This is a genomic window from Prevotella sp. TF12-30 (assembly GCF_003436715.1).
In the GTDB taxonomy this organism is placed as follows: domain Bacteria; phylum Bacteroidota; class Bacteroidia; order Bacteroidales; family Bacteroidaceae; genus Prevotella; species Prevotella copri_A.
In genome coordinates this window covers 1-14,592 of the sequence record NZ_QSQJ01000042.1, presented here as the reverse complement: position 1 = coordinate 14,592, position 14,592 = coordinate 1, and the positions used below count along the sequence as shown (strand labels likewise).

Sequence of the window (14,592 nt, the reverse complement as noted above, 5' to 3'; positions counted from 1 at the left end):
TATAACTAATATAAAAGGGAAGATTATGAAAGTGAAGTTTTTGCATTGGTACAATGCTTTGGCAGCCACACTCTTGTCGCTGCTGGGATTCTCTTCTTGCGGTAGTGAGTTTGGAAAAGATGAACCTTGTTTGTATGGCTCTCCAACTAGTTCTTTTCATGCTAAAGGTAATGTTACTGCCGAAGATGGCACCCCTATCAAGGGCATCAAGGCGGTAGTGGTGGAGGACTATGGTAATGCAGGGAGTTATCGAATAGACTCAGCTTATACCGACAGCAAGGGTGATTATGTTACCAAGGAAAAGAGCATGGATGGCACCATCGACTGGGTTCATAAAGAGAAACGACTGAAAGTGATTCTCGAAGATGTAGATGGTGGAGCCAATGGTGGTGAATTTGCCACGGATACCATCAAGTCGGAAAATATCACTGTAGAGCAAGTGGGAAAAGGTGAAGGAACTTGGGATTGGGGCTCTTTTGAGGTTACTGCCAATGGCAAGATGAAGAAAAAGAAGTAGTCGTATGACAAATCCTGAATCTTTATCCCTTCGCCGTCGCTTGGCATTGGAGATTGGGAGAAAACTCTATAAGCAGAAGGTGAAGGAGCATCCTTTGCGCCAACTCTTCTGGGAGTGTACCCTGCGCTGTAACCTGCATTGCCGCCATTGCGGAAGCGACTGCAAGGTGAAGGCAGGGCAGCAAGACATGCCTCTGGCAGACTTCTTGCGAGTACTAGACAACATCAAGCAACATACCGATTCTCATCAAGTGTTTGTCATCGTAACGGGTGGCGAACCCTTGATGCGTGAAGACATTGCCCAGTGTGGCGCAGCCATCTATCAGAAAGGTTTCCCTTGGGGTATGGTGACCAATGCCCTATATCTTACTCCTCAGAAATTCAATGATTTGCTCCGTGCTGGTCTCCATGCCATGACCATCAGTATGGATGGATTGGGCGAGGAGCACAACTGGATGCGAGGCAACAAGTATAGCTTTGATATGGTTTCGCAGGCGATAGATATGCTGGTGGCTCATCCAGAGATTAAGTTTGACATCCTCACCTGTGTGAATCGTCGCAATTATCCCCACCTCTCTGCCATCAAGCAATTCCTGATAGATAAAGGTGTCAAGCACTGGCGAGTCGTAGCCGTATTCCCAGTGGGTAGGGCAGCCACCGACCCCGATATGCACCTCACTCCCGAAGAATACCGTGGCATCTTAGACTTTATCAAGCTTACTCGTAAGGAGGGCTTGATTGATTGCAGCTACGGCTGTGAGGGCTTTATGGGCAATTACGAGGGCGATATCCGCAATCATTTCTATTCATGCCAAGCTGGCGTAACTGTTGGTTCCGTTTTGGTGGATGGCTCCATCTCTGCCTGTGCCAGCATCCGTTCCAATTATCATCAAGGCAACATCTACCAAGATGATTTTATGGAAGTGTGGCAGCATCGTTTTGCCCCTTATCGCAACCGAGAGTGGATGCGCAAGGATGAGTGCGCCCAGTGCCGCCACTTCCGCTATTGCCTAGGCAGTGGTATGCACTTGCGTGATGATGAGGGAAGGCTCATCATGTGCCCGCTGCATAGGTTGAAATAAGTTTTTAAGATCAGCTCAGCTAATAATTACTAAAAGTTACCCTAAGGTAAGTTACCTTTGGGTAACTTTTTGTATATTTGCAGGTGGTACGAATGTAATAAAGCAGATAAAACGAATTTAATAAGAAGAATATGGCAGTATTTCAATCTCCTTTTCAGTTTGGTACTTTGGCTACCGAAGAGAATTTTATCGACCGAACGGAAGACAGGGCTTTGCTCAAGCAACTCCTGGCTTCCCATATCAACGTGATGCTCATTTCTCCACGTCGATGGGGAAAATCGTCGCTTGTCAAGAAGGCGATGACGGAACTGAGTGCGGAAGACAAGGAGGTGAGAATCTGCTATATAGATGCTTTCAGTATCGGCTCGGAAGCAGAATTCTATCGCACTTTTGCCAGTCAGGTCATAGCCTGTGCTTCTTCCAAGATAGAACGTTGGATAGAGGACGCCAAGAAGTTCTTGACGGGTGTAGTTCCACAGATAGTAGTTAACGATCAGATTACGGATTTTGTGGCTTTCGACCTGAAGTTTGTTCCGCAAGAAAGAGATAAGATGGCGATTCTCCAATTGCCTGAGTTGCTGGCGAAGGAAAAGGGAATCAGGATTATCGTGTGCATTGATGAATTTCAGCAGTTGGCTAATCTGCCGGAATATAAGGATATGGAGGGCAAGATGCGCTCAGTATGGCAACAGCAGCAGTTGGCTTCTTATTGCCTTTATGGCAGCAAGCGTAATATGATGCTCAACATCTTCAACAATTCCAACAGTCCGTTCTATCGTTTCGGACAGGTCATCTTCATGCAGAAGATAGCCAAGGAGCATTGGGTTCCTTTTATCTTATCATCTTTTGAGAAGACCGGCAAGCGAATTTCAGAATCTTTTGCCAGCAGGATTTGCGATGTGGTGGAGTGTCATTCCTGGTATCTGCAGCAGTTGTGCTATTTTATTTGGAGCTTTACGGTTTCTGAGGTGACGGAAGAAGTGTTCTCTCTTGGTCTCAAGCAGGTATTGAACATCAATACCCCGATGTTTCAGAACGATACGGAAAATCTCAGTTCTACCCAGATAGAGATGCTCAAGGCGATAGCTGATGGTGAGCAGCATTTCTCATCACAAGCAGTGAAGCAGGTGTATAATCTGGGTAATCCCAATACGATAGTTAAGAACAAGAAGATTCTTCAGAACAAGGATATCATAGAGAAGCAGAAAGCAGATTTTGTATTTGTAGATCCGATTTATCGTCTTTGGTTTAAGGAAGAGTATTGCTAAAAGGCAGAAAAGGTTCTTGGTGACACCAGTGACACTTATGACACTTGTTTTCTAAAACTTTCTTCACGCGGGCGGGCAGGAAAAATTTTTCAGAAAAGCTTCCCGCCCGCCTACGTGAGAGAGTTTTTCTGAAAACAAGTGTCATAAGTGTCATCCGTCATTCCTAAGTAAGTTACTTAGCTATCGTAACCAAGTCACTTAGCTATCCTAAGTAAGTTACTTAGCCGTCATAAGCAAGTCTCTTTTATCATTGGAATAAATCATCTTTTTGGGCTAATCATCAGAAAAAGAAAGAAAATCCGTGAGAAACCGTGAATAACCGTGAGAAACCGTGAATGCCGGATTCTCAGGTTTGTATCTTTGCATTGTGATTCAGAAAGAACTACAGGCAATGCGCAGCGCTACTTAACTTTGTTCAGATGAAAGTTCTGCTTTTTTCTAATTTTATAGAGACATTCTGTTGTAGTTTCTTTATTTTTTCGTACTTTTGCAAAAAAAAGAGGAATGAAAGGGCAAGTTACCAATACGAATAAAAGTTAAAAGTGCGTTCCTTTAGTTTACTCAATGGTAAGAGTTGCGTATTTTCTAATAAGAATAAGTATGTAGGAAACATATAAAAGAGATATACAATGGAAAAGAAAATGATGAAACAAATGATGATGGCGTTGCTTTTGGCGATGATGCCTTTTGCAGCAAGCGCACAGGAAACTCCTGTCGTACAGGAACAAGCAGATAGTTTGCTGTCTCCTAGTATAATGGTGAATCGACATTTCTATGTCAAGGATTTGCCTTTGGATGTATCGAAGGTGAAGTATATGTCAGCCATCAAGTATGGAGAAAATGGCAACTTGATGATTTTTACGATGTATCCCAACTTTACTATACCTAAGGAATGGGAAAAATATGAGATACCTTGCAGTAGAGTGAAATCTCTATCAGAGATAGAAGACCAAATAGAGACCAATCAGCAGATGTTGTCTTTGACGAGGCATAACGAGAATACTGACGCATTGTGTGGCAAGCCGTTGCCAGGTTCCTTTACTTTGCACGATTTGAACGGAAAACTTTGGACAGAACAGTCGCTCAAGGGACATAAGGTAGTTATCAACGCATGGTATTCAGGCTGTGGACCTTGTTTGCGAGAAATGCCTATCCTTTCGGAGTGGAAGAATAAGTATCCTAATGTGATATTTCTCTCTGTAAACTTCGAGAAAGCTGATAAGGTAAGGAAGATAACGGAGGCACGTGGCTTCAATTGGACTCATCTTTATGGTGATAATTATTTCGTGAAATTTGTTGGCTCAGGCGGTTTTCCTCTCTTCATCGTCCTAGGTGAGGATGGCTTGATACGTTATATGGTGAATGGTACCAATGAGAAGATACGTCAGGATATTTTAAACGTTATTAATAAGTAGTAAAAGCCAAAGGGGGCATGAACACAAAATGCCCCCTTTGGCTTTTACTACTTATTCTATACTGCTAAGATTATTCTTCATCATCCTTGTTGTCTGCCACAACCTGCGGACCTCTTACCTTGTCCTTCAGGCTCAGACCTTTCTTGATTTCTATGTTCACACCATCACTCAATCCGGTGGTTACCTGCTTGCGCTCGTAGGTCTTCTTCTCGCCGCTGCCCTTTACGATATAAACAAAGGTGCTGTCGCCGCTGAACTCGATGGCACTCTCGGGCACGGTGATCACGTGGCTCGCCTTTGCCAATACTATCTCAGCATTGGCGCTGTAGCCGGAACGGATCTTGCCACCCTTTACTGAGCGGACGGCTGCCTTTACCTCAAACTGGTTGGCACCATTGTTTTCTACTGCCTTTGGTGAAATGTACTCCAGGTCGGCATCAAACTTCAGGTCCTGCATCGCTCCGATGGTAATCTTCATCGGCATTCCCACTACCAGATTGCCCACTTCGGTTTCGTCGATGTTGCCACGGAAGATGAGGTCGTTCATGTTTGCTACACTGGCGATGGTGGTTCCATCATTAAAGGTGTTGGCAAGAATCACGGAGTTACCCACCTTGACAGGAATATCGAGGATAATTCCCGAAATGGTAGAACGGATGAGGGTGGAAGAGGCGCTGGCGTTGCTCTTGGAAACACCATCACGAACTACTTCGAGCGCATCCAGGGCGGCAACCTTCTCCTCCTTTGCCTGTTGCAACGACTGTTTTACCTTGTCAAACTCATCGGCGCTGACCAGCTGTTTCTTGTAGAGCTGTTCCTCGCGACCGTAGTTTACCTGTGCCTGCTTCAGGTTAATTTCGGCAAGGCGCACACGAGCCTGCGCCGAACTGAGCTGCCCCATATCCGGAATCACCTTTACCTTGGCGATTACCTCGCCTGCCTGCACGAAATCACCTGCCTGCTTGCAGATTTCGGTGATGATACCGCTGATCTGAGGCTTTACGTTCACCTCGTTGCGAGGCTCTATCTTACCCGTAATCACCGTGGTTTTCAACACATCGCCCATCTTTGGGGTAAACTCGGTATATTCCACAGGCTTAGGCTGTGATTTCTCATAAAGGAACACGAAGGTTCCGATGAAAATCAAGGCGACTATCGCCGCAACTATCAACTTTGAATACTTTTTCATATCTTTTATATCTTATTTTTCTTTTATTCGTCTCTCATTGCATCTACCGGCTTGATGCTCATGGCTCGCCAGGCTGGGGCAAGTCCGGCAAGACCGCCTAGGATGCAGATGAGGATGGCTGAAGAGATGGCCGTCCAGAAATCTACTTGGAAGTGGGCGGTGAGAATACCATCTGTGGTGTTCGCCATCTCCAGCATCTGCAGGATGGCTACTCCGAAGATGATGCCGCTCATGCCTGCCACCAGGGTGAGGATAATACTCTCTGAGATGATTTGCGAGAGAATCATCTTCGGCGTGGCGCCGATGGCTCGGCGAATGCCTATCTCGGTGGTTCGCTCCTTCACCGTTACCATCATGATGTTGGAAACTCCGATGGCGCCGGCGAGAAGGGTGCCGATACCTACCAGCCAGATGAGGAAGTTGACACCCTTAAACAGATTGTCGAGCATCTGGAAGAGCACCTCCGTATTGAACACCATGATTCCTTTTTCGTCTGAAGGGTCGATGTTATGGGCCCTGGCTATGGTTTCACGCATTCGCTGGGCGATGCTGCTCATCACCACGCCCGGCTTACCGGTGGTGGCGATGATGTCGATGGCTGTTCCGCGGTTGTAGGCGGTGCGGAGCACGGTTTGCGGAATGGTGATGGTTTCGTCGGCTCTACCGCCGAAGTTCACGCCATTTCCCGAGCGGTAATCTACACCCACCACCGTGTAATAGGTGGAATCCACTCGCACGCTCTTGCCGCATGGGTCACCGCCGCCAGGGAAGAGGGTCTTGTAAATCTGTTTGCCGATGACGCAAACCTTGCGCTGGCGGCGCACATCCATCTCGTTGATGTATCTGCCGTAAAACATTTTAGGTGCGGAAACCTGGGCGTAATCGGGATTCACGCCCTGCGTGCTTCCACTGAATTTCTTGTCGCCAAACACCACCGACTTGTTGCCTCCGAAGAGCAGCGGGGTGATGACATCGAGTTCGGGCACCCTATGGCGCAGTCGCTCCAGGTCTTTCTCTTCCATCTGCCAGGAACGCCCCTTGTTGAATCCCTTGTAGGGCTTGGTGGTGTTCTGCGCCCAGATGATGGCGGTGTTGGTGGCGAAGCCTGCGAAGTTGTTTTGCAGTATCTCCTTCAGTCCCTGGCCGCCACCCATCAGGGCGATGAGCATAAACACGCCCCAGAACACGCCGAAGCCCGTAAGCAGACTGCGGCTCTTGTTCCTCGTGATGGTGTCGAGAATCTCTTTATATGTATCTAAATCTAATCGCATAGCCTAGTCTATATATATAATAAGGTGTAAGCCTAATTAAACATTAATCACTACTCATTAATCATTATTCCGCTCTCAGCGCCTCTATCGGTCGGATTCTTGCAGCCTTGATGGCTGGGATGAGTCCGGCGATGGTGCCTGCGATGACGATGGCGATGGTAGCACCGATGCAGGTGCCGAGGCCCACCGTAGGGTTCACAAACATGGCGGCTTTAAACAGTCCGGTATCTACGGTGGTGTGGCCGATGGTAGCATCCATGATTTCGTTTGCCGCCACGCCGCAGACCATTCCGATGTAGCCGAAGAATGAGGTAATGATGATGCTCTCGGTGATGATGAGCTTCAGTATCGACCAAGGTTTGGCACCGATGGCTTTTCTTACGCCAAACTCTCGGGTTCGTTCCTTCACGGTGATGAGCATGATGTTGCTTACGCCCACGATGCCGCTCAGCAGGGTGAACAGACCTACTATCCAGAGTGCCGTCTGCATGATGGCGATTCCCTGGTTCATCTGGATATTGTCCATGTATCGGTTCCAGAGCCAGATGGTGCGGTCGTCATCAGGTGCTGCCTGATGGTTGTTGTTGATGCTGGCACGATAGTTCTTCTCAAACTGCTCGTTATCCTCCTGGGTCTTCAGGTTCTTGATGGTGAACTCCAGGCTTCCTGCATCATCGCCCTTGGCATAGATGGTCTTGATGGTGGAGTAGGCGATGAAGGCTTCGGTATTGTTGCGCGATTCATCATCCTTGTAAATTCCTACCACCTGGAAGTTGAGGTTGCTGATCTTTACGTTCTTGCCCACCAGCGAACGGTAGTCTTTGCAGAGTTCCTTGGCCTGGCTTCGGCTCAGCACCACATTCTTGCGCTGCTCCTTCATATCGATTTCGTTGATGAATCGTCCGGCAATCAGCTCCGTCTTGTCGATTTTGGGATGTGTAGGAGCCACACCCACCAACGACTGGCTTGCCACATAATTATCGCCGTAATTGATGTTCACGTTATACTGTTCCAGTCTTCCACCCACATCATCCACGTACTGGCCGTAGGTCTGGTTGCTGATGAGGATGTCCCTGTCGTTGAGCGTGATGCTTCTGCCTTCCTTCAGTCCCTTGTAAGCCTTGGAGGTTTCGCCCGGGAATACTCGCATGGAGTTGGCTAGGAATCGGGTGCTTTGCTGCAACTGGGCATTAATCAGTCCGTTGCCGGCACCCAGCAGGAATATCAGCATGAAGATACCCCAGGCAACGGCAAATCCCGTGAGCGAAGTGCGGAGCTTGTTGCGCTTCGACGTGCTCCATATTTCTTTGATTAATTCTCTCATGTTCCAAGTTCAAAGTTATTTCACGTAGTCTTTCGATACGAGATGATGGTCTCTGTTGTCTTCGATGCTTCCGATGAGTCCGTCCTTGATATGGATAACCTTATCGGTCTCGTTGGCAACACCGCTTTCGTGGGTTACCACCACGATAGTCATTCCCTCTTTCTGGTGCAGTTCTTTCAGTAGGTCCATCACCTCTACGCTTGTCTTGGAGTCGAGAGCTCCGGTAGGTTCATCGGCAAGGATGATTTCTGGTTTGGTGATGAGGGAACGGGCGATGGCTACACGCTGCTTTTGTCCTCCCGACATCTCGTTAGGATAATGGTTGGCCCATTGCTTCAAGCCCAGTTTGTCGAGATATTCCATCGCCAGTTCGTGGCGCTTCTTGCGGCTCACGCCCTGGTAGAAGAGTGGAAGCTCCACGTTTTCCACCGCTGTCTTGAACGAGATGAGGTTGAACGACTGGAAGATGAAGCCAATCATCTTGTTGCGGTATTCGGCAGCACGGGTTTCCGAGAGGTCTTTGATGAGCACATCATTGAGTCGGTATTCGCCCGTATCATAGTTGTCGAGAATACCCAGTATATTTAATAAGGTGGATTTTCCCGAGCCGGAAGCACCCATGATGCTGACGAACTCGCCACGTTCGATGTCGAGGTCGATGCCCTTCAGCACATGGAGTGGCTGAGCACCCTGATAGGTCTTGTTGACGCCTTTTAGATGAATTAATGACATATAATACGCTTGTTTATTGATATGAATTTAAAACGTTAGACGCTTGCAACTCTCTGAAAGTTGCAAGCGTAGCTATTTTTTAAAAACGTGATTATATCCACCTTATTATATATAAGGCAAAGATAGTAGTTAAAAATATGCTTTTGAAAATAAATAGTGTCATCATATCCTTATCTTTTTGAGATTCTTCTCCAACTCTTCCTTCACTTCGTCGATGGAGATGTCGAGAAGCTGCATCTGTCGGGCGAGTTCCGGAAGTCTTTCTTTCATAAACTCCTTTTTGCGGGTCTTTTTGATCTGCTTCTTGGCTCCAGCGGAAACAAAGTAGCCCAGGCCTCGCTTATTGTAGATAATCTCATCGGTGGCAAGCAGGTCGTATGCCTTCACGGTTGTGTTGGCATTTACCTCCAGTAGTACGGCGTATTCCCTGACGCTCGGTATTCGCTCGTCTTCCTTGTACTTGCCTGCCAGAATCTCATCGCTCAATCGCTCGGCTATCTGTACGTATATTGCTTTATCGTTACTGAAATTCATAATCTTCAATTTTTAATTCTTAGATGTTGATCCACTTGTTGCAGATAACCTGCATGCGGGTGAAGAGCTTGTAAGATGCCCAATAGTTGAAGGCTGATATAACTAGGAATATAATTATATAAGCGAAGATGAATGCATGGCTATAGGCATTTACAAACACTGGGTCTAAGAAATTGAACACACCAACCTCACCTAATCCATTGATGGCATAACCAATAATAAGCATTAAAAGTAGCCCTGTGAAAGTTGTTGATAATATAGGGTGTTTACGGAAGAAGGTCGCTCCTAGCGTAAAGAATGAGTGGACGAAAATGGCGTTGATTAACATAAAAAGCATCCCCTCAAAGTCTAGCGCACTTTTATTAACTTCTACAAATCCATTTCCGATGAACGTTAGAAAGTTCCATGTGATGGAAGTATGTAGCCCTGGTGTGAGGATAAAGCTGAATAGAAATTGGATAAAGTCGGCAATGATGGTTGCGCCAAGGGTCAGAAGCAAGCCTCCTACCGTGATGTTCAGTAATCGACCTAAGTATTTCTCTAGGTTGGAAGCAGGCAACATCAAAAAGTTCTCTCGCTTTATTTTCGTTTTCATGTTTCGGAAGCAATTTCCTACAAATATGTAGAAACTGATGGTGAATACTATCAGAATATTGGTAGAAACTACATCGGAATAAGTTCCAAAGAATAAGTTTTCTGCATCTATAGAACTTAGTGATCTGCTACGAAAAGTGCAGAGGCAGATGAGGGCAAGTAATGTGATGCCGAATGCCAAACCTATCATGGTGCGGAAGTAGGTCTTCCAATTACTGAGAATATCCCAGCGTATTACCATCTTAAATCTATTGAAATCAAAAGTATTATTCATAATCATCTGTTTTTAATCGTTTAACTTTCCATTAATCACTGCATTGAAGAGCAATTCCAGGTTCATCTGTGTTTCCTGCTCACCCTCCTGTCGCTTGCAGATGGCGGCATTGCCCTGCAGGGTTGGCTCGGCGTATAGCACGGTGTCGTCCATCTCCTGTGGGTTGCGGTACTCGAAGGTGTATTTCTCGCAGATGTCTGAAACCGAAGCGTCGAGCAGAAGCTGGCTCTGGTTCATGATGATGATGTAGTCGAGCAACGACTCTACATCGTGTACCTGATGAGTAGAGATGATGAGGGTGCGGTCTTCCGTCATGTTATTGGCGATGACCTTACGGAACTGGCTCTTCGATGGGATGTCGAGACCATTGGTTGGCTCGTCCATCAGAAGAAAGCGGGTACCCGTGGCGAGTGCGAAACTCATGAATACCTTCTTCTTCTGTCCCATCGAGAGTTCGTTCAACTTGAGAGAAAGTGGTAAATCAAAATCCTTGAGGCAACGGTCCAGCACTTCCTGCGAGAAGTTTGGATAGAACTCCTGGTTCATCTTCACGTAGGTGGCGAGGGAAACGTTGGGCAGTTCAAATTCCTCGGGCACCATGAAGATGTCCTTCAGCATCTCGGCTTTGCGTTCTTGTGCCGAAATGCCATCCACGAGAACGGTTCCTTGTTGCTGGCGGAGCAATCCGCTGATGAGGTAGAGCAGGGTGCTCTTGCCAGTACCGTTCTTACCAAGCAAGCCATAAATGTTGTTCTCCTTGAGTTCCAAAGAGAAATCTCTAAATACAAGGTGCTTGCTACCTGGGTATCTGAAATCAATGTCTTTAATCTGTATCATAATCTTTAATGTTTTAGTGTACTACTTCAATAGAACACTGCAAAGGTGTGCTTTTCTGCGATAAGTACCAAACTTTTGAGCAATTATTTTCAGACTTTAACGTAATGTTAACATTATCACCTTATTATAAAAAGGCAAGGGTATCGTTCATAAAAGAAAAAAGATGTTTTTCTAAAGAGCAAAGGCATCGAAAAGCCTTCACTTTTCGATGCCTTGATTCTTATTCTTGGTTTCTATTCTTGAGTCGTTTAGATATATTTCATCAGAATGTCCCAAACGGCGATGATGTGGCAGACGCTACCTGCCAGGACGAAGAAGTGGAACACGGAGTGCATGTATTTCTTCTTGTTGATACTGTAGAACACGGCACCCGTGATGTAGCAGACGCCCTCTGCGATAATCCAGATAACCGTGGCTGGGGATACGGAATCTATCAGAGGCTTGAATGCGACAAGTACCGATAATCCCATACCCACAAAGCAGAGCGTCTCCAGATTACTGTGGTCCTTGAGCTTGGCAAAGCTCATCACAGTTCCGGCAATGGCGCATGCCCAGATGAAGATAAAGAGGCTCCATCCCCAATAGCCTTGTTCGCGCATCGCAATCAGGGTGATAGGAGAGTAAGAACCGGCAATGTGCCAGTAGATGGCGGCATGATCCCATTTGCGCAGCCGCTCCTTCCACTTGCTCCATGCAGAGATGGCGTGGTAGGTGGTAGATGCGATGTACGACATCAGCATGCCGAACAGGTAGAGGATGATGCCCGCCGTGGCCCATCCGTTATGCATGGTAAAACACCAATAAAGGAAGATGGCTCCTACGACAACGCCCATCAGGATGCCTCCGGCATGCGACCAGGAGTTCCAAAGTTCCTCCTTGTGACTGAAATGTATTTTGAGTTTCATATAGCTTTATTTCTTTTGTCTCTTTTGGATTGTATGATATATGATGTTTGCGGGGCAAAGATACTAAGAAATTCCGACTTTAATGATTTTTTTAGTGATTGTTATGATATGGATGTGATAATCTGGGGTGTTTATCCCTGCTTCCGGCTCTTCTATTTGCTTTATTTGCTTGATGTTTGACTTTTTATGCTTTATTCCAAAAATAAATCAAGAAAGGGTTGGTGGTTCTTGTTTATTTTCTTATTTTTGCATTCGAAAACTTATCAATAGCAATAACTAATAACGTATATAATAAATATGATGAAATTAAAATCACTTGCACTCTTGCTGATGACCATCGCCATGCCTGCGATGGCAGAACAGGTTTCGGTAAACAGTAAGGGGATTTCGCTCATCCTCGATGTGGAGAACGGAAAACCTGCACAGTATCTCTATTTCGGTTCTAAGCTGAACGCTGCTGATTTGCAGAATCTCACAGTAGCTACCAATGGTCGTATGGATGCTTATCCTGCATACGGTCTGAATACTCCTGTAGAAGCTGCACTCGCCATGCGTCACAGCGATGGTAATCTTTCTACTGCTCTCGTGGCTACCGGTAGCGATGTGAAGCAGGAGGCTAATGCCACAGTTACTACCATCCATCTCAAGGATCCTGTTTATAATATCAAGGTGGATCTGAAGTACCGTGCCTATAAGGATGTGGATATGATTGAGGCTTGGACTGAAATCAACAATGGTGAAAAGGGTACTGTTACTCTGACTACCTTTGCATCAGCTATGCTTCCTATCCGTCGTGGCGATATATGGATGAGTCATCTCTCTGGCACATGGGCTGCTGAGGCTCAGTTGAGTCATGAGAAGTTGCAGCCAGGCGAGTTTGTCATCCGTAACAATGATGGTGTGCGTAATTCTCATACCGATCATGCCGAGGTGATGTTCTCTCTCAACGGAAAGGGACAGGAGAATACGGGTGCCGTTATAGGTGCTGCACTTGCCTATAGCGGAAACTATAAGCTTAAGACTGTAACTGATGATACAGAATATCATTATTTCTTTGCTGGTATTAATGAGCAGAATTCAGAATATCATCTCAAGAAGGGTGAAACTTTCAAGACTCCTGCTCTTGCGCTTACTTATTCCAATGAGGGCTTGAGCGGTGCTAGCCGCAACTTCCATAAGTGGGGTCGTAAGTACGTGCTTGCTCATGGTGATCAGGAGCGTGATATCCTCTTGAACTCTTGGGAGGGTGTTTACTTCGACATCAACCAGAAGGGTATGGATCAGATGATGGCTGATATTCATAGCATGGGTGGTGAGCTCTTCGTAATGGACGATGGATGGTTCGGAAAGAAATATCCTCGCAAGAGAGATAATACTGCTTTGGGCGATTGGGTAGTAGATACCGAAAAATTGCCTGACGGTATCGAAGGCCTGCTTCGTGATGCCAAGAAGAATGGTGTGAAGTTCGGCATCTGGATTGAGCCGGAAATGACTAATACCAAGAGTGAACTTTACGAGAAGCATCCTGATTGGGTGATCAAGGCGCCTAAGCGTGATGCGGTAGTTGGTCGTGGTGGCACTCAGCTGGTTCTTGATCTCGGTAATCCAAAGGTGCAGGATTTCGTATTTGGTGTAGTAGATGATTTGCTTACTAAGTATCCTGAGATTGCCTACATCAAGTGGGATGCCAATATGGCCATCATGAATCATGGTAGTCAGTATCTTTCTGCCGCTGATCAGAGTCATCTCTATATCGCATACCATCAGGGATTTGCCAAGGTTATCGATCGTATCCGTGCTAAGTACAAGAATGTCATTATCCAGTGCTGTGCCAGTGGTGGTGCTCGTGCCAACTGGGGATGCCTCCGTGGTTTCGATGAGTTCTGGGTAAGTGATAATACGGATGCCCTGCAGCGTATCTATATGCAGTATGGAACCAGCTATTTCTTCCCAGCCATCGCCATGGCAAGTCATATCTCTGCTGTGCCAAACCATACCGTATTCCGCACTACTTCTTTAAAGTATCGTATTGATGTAGCTATGAGCGGACGTCTTGGAATGGAAATCCAGCCAAAGAATATGACGGATGAGGAGAAGGCTCTCTGTCGAAAGGCTATCTCTGAATACAAGGAGATTCGTCCTGTTGTTCAGTTTGGCGATCTTTACCGTTTGGTTTCTCCATACGACAACCAGGGCCTGTCTTCTATCATGTATGTAAGTGAGGCTAAGGATAAGGCTGTGTTCTACTGGTGGAAGCTTGCTAACTTCTATAATGCGCACCTTCCTATCGTTAAGATGGCTGGTCTGGATGCAAACAAGATGTATAAGGTACGTGAGCTTGATGTTATCGATAATACTCCTTTGGCTTGCGAGGGTAAGTCATATTCTGGCAAGTATTTGATGGAACATGGCTTGGAAATGCCATTGGAGCATAATGTTGACTGGGGTAAAAAGAACGATTGGTCTTCTCGTGTTCTCTATTTGGAGGCTCAATAAAGGCTGGTGTTCTTTCGCGCGTATATATATAATAAGGAGAAGAAAGGATTTGAAATGTGAAAAGTGTTTATAAGTGTTAAATCTGAAAGAAAAATACAACTTTCTTCTCGAAAAATTTGGTGGAATGAAAAATAGTTAGTACTTTTGCACTCGCT

At 46.1% G+C, this 14,592-nt stretch carries 13 protein-coding genes; 5 read left to right on the top strand and 8 right to left on the bottom strand.

The window, feature by feature from the left end; all coding sequences use genetic code 11:
- Positions 1 to 25 precede the first annotated feature (25 nt).
- From DXD25_RS13375 to DXD25_RS13360, 4 genes are all read left to right on the top strand, one after another.
- Positions 26 to 517 (top strand): radical SAM-associated putative lipoprotein, encoded by a 492-nt coding sequence (locus DXD25_RS13375; protein ID WP_117663926.1) that lies wholly within the window; start codon positions 26 to 28, stop codon positions 515 to 517.
- 4 nt (positions 518 to 521) lie between these two features.
- Positions 522 to 1,598, top strand: a complete 1,077-nt coding sequence (locus tag DXD25_RS13370; RefSeq protein WP_117663925.1) for a TIGR04133 family radical SAM/SPASM protein — start codon at positions 522 to 524, stop codon at positions 1,596 to 1,598.
- 131 nt (positions 1,599 to 1,729) lie between these two features.
- Positions 1,730 to 2,866: an ATP-binding protein gene (locus tag DXD25_RS13365; protein ID WP_117663924.1), complete on the top strand. Its 1,137-nt coding sequence runs from the start codon at positions 1,730 to 1,732 to the stop codon at positions 2,864 to 2,866.
- A 641-nt stretch (positions 2,867 to 3,507) separates the two neighbouring features.
- Complete coding sequence (locus DXD25_RS13360) at positions 3,508 to 4,281, top strand: TlpA disulfide reductase family protein (protein WP_158556340.1); 774 nt, start codon at positions 3,508 to 3,510, stop codon at positions 4,279 to 4,281.
- A gap of 70 nt (positions 4,282 to 4,351) precedes the next feature.
- On the opposite strand, the gene DXD25_RS13355 is transcribed toward DXD25_RS13360, so the two are convergent.
- From DXD25_RS13355 to DXD25_RS13320, 8 genes are all read right to left on the bottom strand, one after another.
- Positions 4,352 to 5,470: an efflux RND transporter periplasmic adaptor subunit gene (locus DXD25_RS13355; protein ID WP_089542985.1), complete on the bottom strand. Its 1,119-nt coding sequence runs from the start codon at positions 5,468 to 5,470 to the stop codon at positions 4,352 to 4,354.
- Positions 5,471 to 5,493: 23 nt separating this feature from the next.
- Positions 5,494 to 6,741 (bottom strand): ABC transporter permease, encoded by a 1,248-nt coding sequence (locus DXD25_RS13350; protein ID WP_089542984.1) that lies wholly within the window; start codon positions 6,739 to 6,741, stop codon positions 5,494 to 5,496.
- Positions 6,742 to 6,805: 64 nt separating this feature from the next.
- Positions 6,806 to 8,065, bottom strand: a complete 1,260-nt coding sequence (locus DXD25_RS13345; protein ID WP_117663922.1) for an ABC transporter permease — start codon at positions 8,063 to 8,065, stop codon at positions 6,806 to 6,808.
- 15 nt (positions 8,066 to 8,080) lie between these two features.
- Positions 8,081 to 8,797: an ABC transporter ATP-binding protein gene (locus tag DXD25_RS13340; protein WP_117663921.1), complete on the bottom strand. Its 717-nt coding sequence runs from the start codon at positions 8,795 to 8,797 to the stop codon at positions 8,081 to 8,083.
- Positions 8,798 to 8,959: 162 nt separating this feature from the next.
- On the bottom strand, positions 8,960 to 9,331 hold the full coding sequence (locus DXD25_RS13335; RefSeq protein ID WP_117663920.1) for a GntR family transcriptional regulator: 372 nt from the start codon (positions 9,329 to 9,331) through the stop codon (positions 8,960 to 8,962).
- A 19-nt stretch (positions 9,332 to 9,350) separates the two neighbouring features.
- Complete coding sequence (locus tag DXD25_RS13330; protein WP_117663919.1) at positions 9,351 to 10,205, bottom strand: hypothetical protein; 855 nt, start codon at positions 10,203 to 10,205, stop codon at positions 9,351 to 9,353.
- Positions 10,206 to 10,211: 6 nt separating this feature from the next.
- Positions 10,212 to 11,036, bottom strand: coding sequence for an ATP-binding cassette domain-containing protein (locus DXD25_RS13325; protein ID WP_117663918.1), 825 nt, complete (start codon positions 11,034 to 11,036; stop codon positions 10,212 to 10,214).
- A gap of 248 nt (positions 11,037 to 11,284) precedes the next feature.
- Complete coding sequence (locus tag DXD25_RS13320; RefSeq protein ID WP_117663917.1) at positions 11,285 to 11,941, bottom strand: hemolysin III family protein; 657 nt, start codon at positions 11,939 to 11,941, stop codon at positions 11,285 to 11,287.
- A gap of 300 nt (positions 11,942 to 12,241) precedes the next feature.
- Between DXD25_RS13320 and DXD25_RS13315 the strand changes: the two genes are divergently transcribed.
- Positions 12,242 to 14,437: an alpha-galactosidase gene (locus DXD25_RS13315; protein ID WP_117663937.1), complete on the top strand. Its 2,196-nt coding sequence runs from the start codon at positions 12,242 to 12,244 to the stop codon at positions 14,435 to 14,437.
- Positions 14,438 to 14,592 lie beyond the last annotated feature (155 nt).

Excerpts from the sequence above, each read along its gene's own strand:
- DXD25_RS13375 (WP_117663926.1), top strand. The coding sequence starts at position 26 with ATGAAAGTGAAGTTTTTGCATTGGTACAATGCTTTGGCAGCCACACTC.
- DXD25_RS13370 (WP_117663925.1), top strand. The coding sequence starts at position 522 with ATGACAAATCCTGAATCTTTATCCCTTCGCCGTCGCTTGGCATTGGAG.
- DXD25_RS13365 (WP_117663924.1), top strand. The coding sequence starts at position 1,730 with ATGGCAGTATTTCAATCTCCTTTTCAGTTTGGTACTTTGGCTACCGAA.
- DXD25_RS13360 (WP_158556340.1), top strand. The coding sequence starts at position 3,508 with ATGATGAAACAAATGATGATGGCGTTGCTTTTGGCGATGATGCCTTTT.
- DXD25_RS13355 (WP_089542985.1), bottom strand. The coding sequence starts at position 5,470 with ATGAAAAAGTATTCAAAGTTGATAGTTGCGGCGATAGTCGCCTTGATT.
- DXD25_RS13350 (WP_089542984.1), bottom strand. The coding sequence starts at position 6,741 with ATGCGATTAGATTTAGATACATATAAAGAGATTCTCGACACCATCACG.
- DXD25_RS13345 (WP_117663922.1), bottom strand. The coding sequence starts at position 8,065 with ATGAGAGAATTAATCAAAGAAATATGGAGCACGTCGAAGCGCAACAAG.
- DXD25_RS13340 (WP_117663921.1), bottom strand. The coding sequence starts at position 8,797 with ATGTCATTAATTCATCTAAAAGGCGTCAACAAGACCTATCAGGGTGCT.
- DXD25_RS13335 (WP_117663920.1), bottom strand. The coding sequence starts at position 9,331 with ATGAATTTCAGTAACGATAAAGCAATATACGTACAGATAGCCGAGCGA.
- DXD25_RS13330 (WP_117663919.1), bottom strand. The coding sequence starts at position 10,205 with ATGATTATGAATAATACTTTTGATTTCAATAGATTTAAGATGGTAATA.
- DXD25_RS13325 (WP_117663918.1), bottom strand. The coding sequence starts at position 11,036 with ATGATACAGATTAAAGACATTGATTTCAGATACCCAGGTAGCAAGCAC.
- DXD25_RS13320 (WP_117663917.1), bottom strand. The coding sequence starts at position 11,941 with ATGAAACTCAAAATACATTTCAGTCACAAGGAGGAACTTTGGAACTCC.
- DXD25_RS13315 (WP_117663937.1), top strand. The coding sequence starts at position 12,242 with ATGAAATTAAAATCACTTGCACTCTTGCTGATGACCATCGCCATGCCT.